Annotated in this window: 8 protein-coding genes; 6 read left to right on the forward strand and 2 right to left on the reverse strand. The window is 68.5% G+C overall.

Going from position 1 to position 9233, the window contains the following annotated elements:
- Positions 1-194 precede the first annotated feature (194 nt).
- The 3 genes from putA (at position 195) to IT540_RS18060 (ending at position 5113) form a co-directional block, all read left to right on the forward strand.
- A complete protein-coding gene (gene putA / locus IT540_RS18050) occupies positions 195-3398 on the forward strand; it encodes a bifunctional proline dehydrogenase/L-glutamate gamma-semialdehyde dehydrogenase PutA (RefSeq protein WP_291181030.1) in 3204 nt (1067 codons plus the stop codon).
- 107 nt (positions 3399-3505) lie between these two features.
- The gene (locus IT540_RS18055) at positions 3506-4273 is read left to right on the forward strand and encodes a VWA domain-containing protein (RefSeq protein WP_291181032.1); all 768 of its coding nucleotides are present in this window, start codon (positions 3506-3508) and stop codon (positions 4271-4273) included.
- 144 nt (positions 4274-4417) lie between these two features.
- Positions 4418-5113 carry a DnaJ domain-containing protein gene (locus tag IT540_RS18060; RefSeq protein WP_291181034.1) on the forward strand — a complete coding sequence of 232 codons (696 nt, stop codon included), beginning with the start codon at positions 4418-4420 and terminating at the stop codon, positions 5111-5113.
- A gap of 47 nt (positions 5114-5160) precedes the next feature.
- On the opposite strand, the gene IT540_RS18065 is transcribed toward IT540_RS18060, so the two are convergent.
- Together IT540_RS18065 and IT540_RS18070 are read right to left on the reverse strand one after the other, a co-directional pair.
- Positions 5161-5517 (reverse strand): hypothetical protein, encoded by a 357-nt coding sequence (locus IT540_RS18065; protein ID WP_291181036.1) that lies wholly within the window; start codon positions 5515-5517, stop codon positions 5161-5163.
- Positions 5518-5541: 24 nt separating this feature from the next.
- Positions 5542-7266 carry a serine hydrolase gene (locus IT540_RS18070; RefSeq protein ID WP_291181038.1) on the reverse strand — a complete coding sequence of 575 codons (1725 nt, stop codon included), beginning with the start codon at positions 7264-7266 and terminating at the stop codon, positions 5542-5544.
- Positions 7267-7617: 351 nt separating this feature from the next.
- On the opposite strand from IT540_RS18070, the gene IT540_RS18075 reads away from it, so the two are divergent.
- The 3 genes from IT540_RS18075 to IT540_RS18085 form a co-directional block, all read left to right on the forward strand.
- A complete protein-coding gene (locus IT540_RS18075; RefSeq protein WP_291181039.1) occupies positions 7618-7947 on the forward strand; it encodes a phasin family protein in 330 nt (109 codons plus the stop codon).
- 293 nt (positions 7948-8240) lie between these two features.
- Positions 8241-8579, forward strand: a complete 339-nt coding sequence (gene clpS / locus IT540_RS18080; protein WP_291181041.1) for an ATP-dependent Clp protease adapter ClpS — start codon at positions 8241-8243, stop codon at positions 8577-8579.
- A gap of 7 nt (positions 8580-8586) precedes the next feature.
- Positions 8587-9233 (forward strand): Clp protease N-terminal domain-containing protein (locus IT540_RS18085; protein WP_291181043.1); only part of this gene is annotated, 647 nt, incomplete at its 3' end.

The following is a 9233-nucleotide window of genomic DNA, read 5'->3' on the forward strand; positions in this document are numbered from 1 at the left end:
TCGTGCCCGGCGATAGAGCGCGGGAATTGAGCGGCAAGTGAGGCCGCGCCAGCGTCGTCGTCAAGAGCAAGCGGATGTGCGGCCGGACCGCCACCCTTGTGCGCGGCCGTTGTACAACCCACAGCCAAGCGCCATCTGGTAATGTGCAAACGCCTGGAGAATCAGGTGTGCTCTCGTCGAGAAGAGGGGAGTCCATGGTCGCGCTGAGAAAATCCGATTTCGCCGGTAACGCCGCCGGCGAGGGCGCGCTGCCGCCGCGCGACGAGATCGCCGCCCATCACCTTTCGGACGAGAACCGCCTCGTTGGCGGCCTGATCGAGCGCGCCGTCTTCACCGACGAGGAGCGCCGCCGCACGGCGGAGATGGCGCGCAAGCTGGTGGAGGCCGCCCGCGCCGATGCCGCGCGCCACGGCGGCGTCGACGCCTTCATGCGCGAGTACGGCCTATCGAGCGAGGAGGGCGTCATCCTGATGTGCCTCGCCGAGGCGCTTCTGCGCATCCCCGACGCCGATACCGCCGACCGCTTCATTGCCGAGAAGATCGCGGGCGGCCAGTGGGAGCGCCACCGCGGCCATTCCGACAGCCTGCTCGTCAACGCCTCCACCTGGGGGCTGATGCTGACCGGCCGCCTCGTCAAGCTCGGCGAGACGCGCGGCGCCAACCCATGGGACGCCCTCAAGCGCCTCGCCGCCCGCTCGGGCGAGCCCTTCATCCGCCAGGCCGTGCGCCAAGCCGTCAAGCTGCTCGGCGACCAGTTCGTGCTCGGCCGCTCGATCCGCGAGGCCATTCAGCGCTCGGCGCCCTACGAGGCGCGCGGCTTCCGCTTCTCCTACGACATGCTGGGCGAGGCGGCGAAGACCGAGAAGGACGCCCTGCGCTACTACGAGCGCTACATGGGCGCCATCGACGCGGTGGGTCACGCGGCGGGGCCTAACCCGCTGTCCCACCCGGACGCGCTGCTGGCCAGGCCCAGCCTGTCGGTGAAGCTCTCCGCGCTCCATCCGCGCTATGAGCCCGGCAAGGAGCAGCGTCTTGCCGCCGAGCTTTATCCGCGCCTCATGGAGCTCTTGCGGGCTGCCGAATCGCGCGGCCTCGCCGTCACCCTCGACGCCGAGGAGCAGGATCGCCACGAGCTGTTGCTCGACCTCTTCGCCCGCGCCTACAGCGACCCTGCGCTCGAGCGCTGGACCGGCCTCGGCCTTGCCGTGCAGGCCTATGGCAAGCGCGCCATCCCGACCATCCGCTGGCTGCGCCGCCTCGCCGAGCAAGGCGGCAAGCGCATTCCGCTGCGCCTCGTCAAGGGCGCCTATTGGGACAGCGAGGTGAAATGGGCGCAGGAGCGCGGCCTCGCCGACTACCCCGTGCTGACGCGCAAGCTGCATACCGACGTCTCCTACCTCGCCGCGATGCGCCTCGTGTTCTCGGATGCCCGCGCGTTCTACCCGCAGATCGCGACCCACAACGCACACACGGTGGCCGCCGCCATCGTCGCGGCGGGCCAGACAGCGTTCGAGTTCCAGCGCCTGCACGGCATGGGCGAGGCGCTCTACGAGGAGGTCTCGGCGCCCGGCAAGCTGCGCCATCCGTGCCGCATCTACGCGCCCGTCGGCGAGCACGAGGATCTTCTGTCCTATCTAGTGCGCCGCCTCCTGGAGAACGGCGCCAACACCTCGTTTGTGAACCGGCTGGCCGATGCCGAGGCGCCGGTGAGCCAGATCATCCGCGATCCGGTCGAGGCCGCCGAGCGCGAGCGCAGCGGTCCCGCGAGCGTCAAGCCGCTGCCGCGCCCGCGCGACATCTTCTGGCCCGAGCGTAAGAACTCCTTGGGCGTGGCGCTCACCGACCGCACGGCACGCGGCGAGCTCATGGCCCAGATGGAGCGTGCGCTCGCACAGCCGTTCGACGCCGGCCCCATCGTCGATGGCCTCGAGACCATCGGCGGTCCGCAGGCGGCGCTGCTCACCTGCCCGCACGACCGCCACGAGCGGCTGGGCTCGGTCCGCATCGCGACGCCGCGCGAGGTCGATGCCGCCATCCTCAGCGCCGAGCGCGCGGCCCACGGCTGGGACAAGCTCGGCGGCCCGGCGCGCGCCAGGATCCTCGATCTCGCGGCCGACATGGTGGAGCAGGACCGCGCACGCCTGATGGCCGTGCTGGTGCGCGAGGCCGGCAAGACGCTGCCCGCCGCGTTGGCCGAGGTGCGCGAGACCGCCGACCTGCTGCGCTACTACGCCGTCGAGGCCCGCCGCCTGATGAGCGCCCCCGTCGCGCTCAAGGGACCGACCGGCGAGACCAACACGCTCGACCTGCGCGGCCGCGGGCCGTTCGCCTGCATCGCGCCGTGGAACTTTCCGCTTGCGATCTTCGTCGGCCAGATTGCGGCCGCGCTCGCGGCCGGCAATCCCGTGCTCGCCAAGCCCGCCGAGCAAACGCCGGTCATGGCCATGCTGGCGGTCCGCCTCCTGCACCAGGCCGGCGTGCCGACCGACGTGCTGCACCTTTTGCCGGGCTCCGGCGCCGTCGGTGCCGCGCTCGTGAAATCGCCGAAGGTCAAGGGCGTCGCCTTCACCGGCGGCAACGAGGCGGCCTGGGCCATCCAGAAGGCGCTCGCCGACCGCAAGGCGGACATGGTGCCGCTGATCGCCGAGACCGGCGGCCTCAACGCCATGATCGCGGACTCAAGCGCGCTGCCCGAGCAGGTGGTGCGCGATGCGGTGCGCTCCGCCTTCGACAGCGCCGGGCAGCGCTGCTCGGCTCTGCGCGTGCTGTTCGTGCAGGAGGAGATCGCCACCCGCACGATCCGCATGTTGACCGGGGCCATCGAGGCGCTCGATGTCGGCGACCCGTTCGACTACGCGACCGACGTCGGTCCGGTGATCGACGAGGCCGCGCAGGACGCGCTGGAAGCCCATAAGGTCCGCATGCAGCGCGACGCGCGCGAGCTGATCGACGTACGCCTCCCCACCGACTGCCGCGTCGGCACTTACGTCACGCCGGCTTGCTACGAGATCGAGCGCATGGATCTCCTCGAGCGCGAGGTGTTCGGCCCCATCCTGCACGTGGTGCGCTTCGCCGGCGGCCATCTGCCGAAGGTGGTCGAGGCCGTCAACGCCTCGGGCTACGGCCTGACGCTCGGTGTCCACAGCCGCATGGCCTACACGGCGGATTACGTGGCCGAGCACGCCCGCGTCGGCAACCTCTACGTCAACCGCAACCAGATCGGCGCCGTGCCGGGCGTGCAGCCCTTTGGCGGCGAGGGCCTGTCCGGCACCGGCCCCAAGGCCGGTGGCCCGAACTATCTGGTGCGCTTTGCGACCGAGCGCGTGCGCACGACCGACATCACCGCGACCGGCGGCAACGTCGGCCTTCTTACGGACGGCATCCCCGGCGCCGACTGAGCGCATCGCCCCCAACCTGCCGCTCAGGGCTGCGCCCTCCGCAGACATTGCCCCGCCGCCCGCCGCTCGCCATGTTAGGGTCGGACGATCGCCAACGTGGAGCCCCGATGGCACGCGAGACCAAGCCGCCCGACATCAAGCAGCCCAAAGCACCGGCTGCCGAGCGTAAGACCGACCACCCGCCCGCGCCCGCGTCGTCGACCAGCGCCGAGGTGGCCGACTTCGTCGCCAAGGTGAAGGCGCTGGCCCCCGTTACGGGCGGACAGCGCGGCCGCCTCCTGTTCGCCATGGACGCCACCATGAGCCGAGCGCCGACCTGGGACATGGCGCTCGCGCTGCAATCGGAGATGTTCCGCGCCGTGAAGGAGATCGGCTCGCTCGAGGTGCAGCTCATGTACTTCCGCGGCAACGGCGAGGCACGCGCCTCCAAATGGGTCACCAACGCGGACGCGCTGGCAGCCCTCATGCGCCAGGTCGCCTGCCACGGCGGCTTTACGCAGATCCGCAAGGTGCTAGCGCATGCCCGCCGCGAGTCCGAGAAGGCGAAGATCAGCGCGCTGGTCTACGTCGGCGACGCGGTGGAGGAGCCGATCGACGAGCTGGCCGGCCGCGCCGGCGAGCTGGCGCTGCTCGGCGTGCCCGCGTTCCTGTTCCAGGAGGGCGACGACGCCAACGCCACGCGCGCCTTCAAGGAGATCGCCCGTCTGACGAAAGGAGCGCATTGCCGCTTCGGCCCCGGCTCTGCGGCCGAGCTGCGCGAGCTCCTGACCGCCGTCGCCGTCTACGCGGCGGGCGGCCGCAAGGCCCTCGAAGCACTCCTGCCGAAACCGGAAGGCGGCGGCGCCCGGCGCCTGCTTGGCCAGATGCGACCATGATCGCCGAGGGCCTTGTCCGCCCGAGGCGTGAATCATCGGTCGCGCAAAATAGAGGCCGAGCCTACGATACCGGGCGCGCGGGATTCGCGCAGTCCAAGCCGTAGTATGGCAGTGAGGAAGGTTTTTGCCGAGAGTGACGCGCTGATGCAGTTCTTTCTCCTTGGCCTTGCGGCACTCGTCCTGGCGCTGTTCCTGATCTCGGGGTTCACGCGCGCCAATCCCGCCGCCATGGCCCGCCAGATGCGGCTCGCGGGCGGCGCGCTGGCGCTTGCCGCGGCGGCCGTATTCCTCGTGCGCGGCGCCACCGGAGCGGCGGCCGCCCTTGGCGCGCTCGGCACCTGGCTCCTGGGCTGGGGAGGCGGCGCACCCTGGGGTGGGTCTCAGACCAAATCCGCCGGCCAGATGTCGAGCGTCACGACCGAGCACCTCGCCATGGAGCTCGATCACGACAGCGGCGCCATGTCGGGGCGGGTCCTGAAGGGCATGTTCGCCGGCCGCGACCTCGATACGCTGAAGCCCGCCGAGGTGGCGCTGCTCTGGCACGACTGCCGCTTCATCGATCCGCAGTCGGCGCAGCTTCTCGAGGCGTATCTCGACCGCATCCATCCCTCATGGCGCGAGGACGTGTCGCGCGGCGAGCGCGAGATGCGGGACGGCGACGGCCGCATGACGCCCGACGAAGCCTACGAGATCCTGGGACTGCAGCCCGGCGCCAGCGAGGACGAGATCCGCCGCGCCCATCGCGACCTGATGCTGAAGCTGCATCCCGACCGCGGCGGCTCGACCTACCTCGCCGCCCAGGTCAACGAGGCCAAGGACGTCCTCCTCGACCGGACCTAGGATCTCCCTCTCCGCGCGTGAGGGTCCTTGCGCGACGACCCAGTGTCTCAGAACAGCTTCACCGGGATCGTCCCGGCAAGCTGCATCAGCCCCCCGACCAAGATCAGCACGGTGGCCAGCACGAACATGCGCTTGCGCGACTGAAGCGTCGCCATGTGCAGGTTGTGATCGTTCCGCTGCGCCATCTCGTCCTGGATTCGGGCGGCGGTTTCGAGATGGCCGCGCAATTGGTCGGAGGCATGCGTGTGATGGTGATGCCGGACGGAGCGCTCCCAGGCGCGCCGCTGCGCCAGGGCAGCCGTCGTCGTCTCGTGGAAGAACGCCAGCCACCACTCGCGCAGCAGGACGAGGAAGCCGGCGAGATCGATGGCGACGCCGGCGGCCGAAAGCCAGTTCTGATCCATGAGCCCCCCGGCGCTTGGACGGTGTTAGTCCGCTTTCATGACGAAGCAGTCGATGGCGAGGCGGCGCAGCTCGAGGCAGGTGTTCGAGGCGGCGCTTTCGTTGAAGTTGACGAACCGCGCGCGGAAGATCTGGCGGTCGTCGCGCTGCACGGGCAGCGTCACGCCGCTGTGCCCCTCGAGCAGCCCGACGGCCCGCGCACGCACCAGCTCGAGCTTTGTCTGCGCCTCCTGAGCCGTGCTGTAGGCCCCGATCTGGATCTCGTATCCCGCGCCGACCGGAGCCGCCGGGAACTGGGACGGCATCGGCCCCTTGAGGTGCGACGGCGGCACGCTCGGCCGAGAGGGTCTGGCAGAAGTGCCGCCTCCGCCAAGTGCGCCAGCCTGCGCGAAAGCGAGCGCGCTCGCCTGCGACTCGAGCGTGGACGGCGGCCGCGCCGCGGGAGCATCGGACACGGGCATGGCACCGGCGGGCGCATCGGGTGCACCCTCCACGATCGAATTGCGGATCAGGCCGGCAATGTCCTGCGGGCCGCTGGTCCCGCCCTGAAGCATCTGGGCCGGCGCCTGACCCTGATCGTCTTGGGCTTCCGACATCGCCGCACGCAGGGCCTCGAGGTCGAGGCGCGGCGGTGGGGTCACGGTCGAGGCGGCGACCTGCTCGGTCCCCTCGCCGGGACCGGCGGAGGACACGTCGCCCTCGGCGAGCACGTCCGCGATCACATCACGCGCCGGCCGCACGGCCGGGGCCGGCGGCGGGGCTTGAACCACCTTGGCAGGCGGTTTGGTGGGTGCCGGCTTCGCGGGCTGAGACGCCTTCGTTTTCGCGCTCCAGCCCGCATCTGTCGGCGGCTTGGCGGGGCGCGCCTGCGCGATGAGCTGCGGCCCGCGCGTCTTGCTGGTCGAGGCCTTCTGCAGTGCCGTGTAAAGCAGCGAGCGCATGTGTGCGTTGCGCGTGGCGGCGGTCTTTCCGCCGAACACCGCGCCGACGATGTGCTTGCCGTCCGCCCGTACCGACGACACCAGGTTGAAGCCCGAGGCGCGCGTATAGCCGGTCTTGATTCCGTCCATGCCGGGGAAGCCGGACATCAGCGTGTTGTGCGTGCGGTAGGTCTTGCCGCGGAAGGTGAACGATGTGGTCGAGAACAGGAAGTAGTGATGCGGATAGTCGTCCTGCAGCCTGAGCGCGAGCGTCGTCATGTCCCGCGCCGTCGAGCGCTGTGCGGGGTTCGGCAGACCGGAGGCGTTGCGGAATGTCGTCGAGGTCATGCCGATCTGGCGTGCGCGCTCGGTCATGAGGCGGGCGAACTGGTGCTCGGTGCCGCCGATCTGCTCCGCCACCGCAACGGCGACGTCGTTGGCGGACTTCACGACCAGCGCCTTGATGGCCTCGAGGACGGTGATCTCCTCGCCGACCTCGAGCCCGAGCTTCGATGGTGCCACCGCGGTCGCCCGCTCGCTGAACACGATCTTGCTCTGATACGAGAGACGCCCCTGCTCGATCTCGCCGAACAGCATGTAGAGCGTCATCATCTTGGTGAGCGACGCCGGAAACCGGGCCTCGTCGGCGGATTGCGCGTGCAATACCTTGCCGGTGTTGGCGTCGATGACGATGGCGGCCTGCTTGGGCTGCGGCGCCTGCTGCGCTTGCTTGGCCTGCTTCGCGGGCTTGGCTTGCTCGGCATGCGCACGGAAGCCGGGCGCCAGCATGACGGCGCCCGCGGCGAGCAAGAGAAGCATCGATCGCGTCACGGAAATCGCCAAAGAGCCCCTCTTTCGTGGTGCGCGTTGCCGAAGAACGTGCCCGGCCCGCCCGTGCGCCGGAACGTCAACCATATCCGAACCGAGCCTGAATGCCTATGCTTCGAGGCCACTTTGGGGCCGGAACGGTCTTGTCCCGGCCGGCGTGCCGGCCAGAACAGCATCGGGCGCACGCTACCGGACCGGTGCTGCGATTTTGTTAATGTCTCGGTCATGCTGGCGGCGCATTTGCTGCGACGCAGTATGAGACTTGAACCTATGGTGCGGTGCGGCTAAATTAAGACCAAGGCACGAGCATGCCGACACGACGGTCTCCCCACCCGACAGCAGCAGGCAGGCACCATGATCAACAATTTCCAGGACTTTCAGAAGTTCGGCCAGACCAATGTCGATACCGCGTTGAAGTTGTTCGGCGATTGGAACAAGGGATGGCAGGCCATCGCGGCCGAGATGACCGATTATTCGAAGCGCGCCTTCGAGGATGGCACGGCAACCTTCGAGAAGCTCGCGGCAGCCAAGTCGCTCGAGCAGGCGTTCGAGATCCAGTCCAGCTTCGCCAAGCGCGCCTATGAGGATTACATGCAGCAGTTGACGAAGATCGGCGGCATGTACACCAACCTTGCCAAGGACGCCTACAAGCCGGTCGAGAAGGCATTCCAGAGCGCAAGGTAGTCCGGGCGGATGAGCGCTGGGCACCACGCCTCCAGGGCGAGGATAGCGGCGCCAGAGAGACGACGTGACAAGGCCCGGCGCGCTGCCCGGGCCTTTTTTATCACGCGCGAGACCCCACTTTCATTTCGCCCGAATGGTCTGGTGACCTTGAGCCCGCCAAAGGGGGAGCCGCAAAGGGGCATTGCTGGCGCAAGCTAGCTGCGCGAACATACGCCGGGGGCAACGCGGAGGCCCTCCCCGGGGGGCGGCGTTGAGTATGACTGACGACGGGCAAGATGACACTGGGACTGAGAATGGCGGGTAAGAATGGGGCTGGAAACGACCGCGGCGGCGAGGAAGGCAAAACCGGCCTCGTCACCAAGACGCGCCCCAATACAAAGAAGCCGTCGCTCTACAAAGTGCTGCTTCTCAATGATGACTACACGCCGATGGAGTTCGTCGTTCTCGTGCTGGAGAAGTATTTCAGTAAGGGGCGCGAGGAGGCGACGCGCATTATGCTGCATGTCCATCACAAGGGAGTAGGCGTCTGCGGGGTCTATACCTATGAGGTCGCGGAGACGAAGGTGACGCAGGTTATGGACTTCTCGCGCCAGCATGGCCATCCTTTACAATGCACCATGGAGAAAGAGTAGGTCGAACGTGCCATCCTTCTCGAAGAGCCTTGAATCCTCACTGCACCGCGCACTCGAGTTCGCCAACGAGCGCAGCCACGAGTTCGCGACGCTCGAGCATCTGCTCGCGGCCTTGATCGACGACCGCGACGCCGCGGCCGTGATGCGTGCCTGTAACGTGGATCTCGACCAGCTCCGCGCGCGCGTCGGCGAGTACCTTGACACCGAGCTTGGCAACCTCGTGCACAAGGGCACGGCCGAGGCGCAGCCCACCACCGGCTTCCAGCGCGTGATCCATCGCGCGGTCGTTCATGTCCAGTCCTCCGGCCGCGAGGAGGTGACCGGCGCCAACGTGCTCGTCGCCATCTTCGCCGAGCGCGAGAGTCATGCTGCGTTCTTCCTGCAGGAGCAGGAGATGACGCGCTTCGATGCAGTTCAGTACATCAGTCACGGCATCGCCAAGCGGGCGGGCATGTCGGAGCCCAGAGGAGTGCGCGGCGTGGACGATGAGCAGGCGAGCGAGGCCGGCGAGGAGAAGAAGCCCGGCCAGGACGCGCTCAACACCTACTGCGTCAACCTCAACAAGAAGGCGCGCGACGGCCGCATCGATCCGCTGATCGGCCGTGATTCCGAGATCAGCCGCACCATCCAGGTGCTGTGCCGCCGCCAGAAGAA

The sequence above is a fragment of the Hyphomicrobium sp. genome, from assembly GCF_020852195.1.
Taxonomy (GTDB): Bacteria; Pseudomonadota; Alphaproteobacteria; order Rhizobiales; family Hyphomicrobiaceae; genus Hyphomicrobium_C.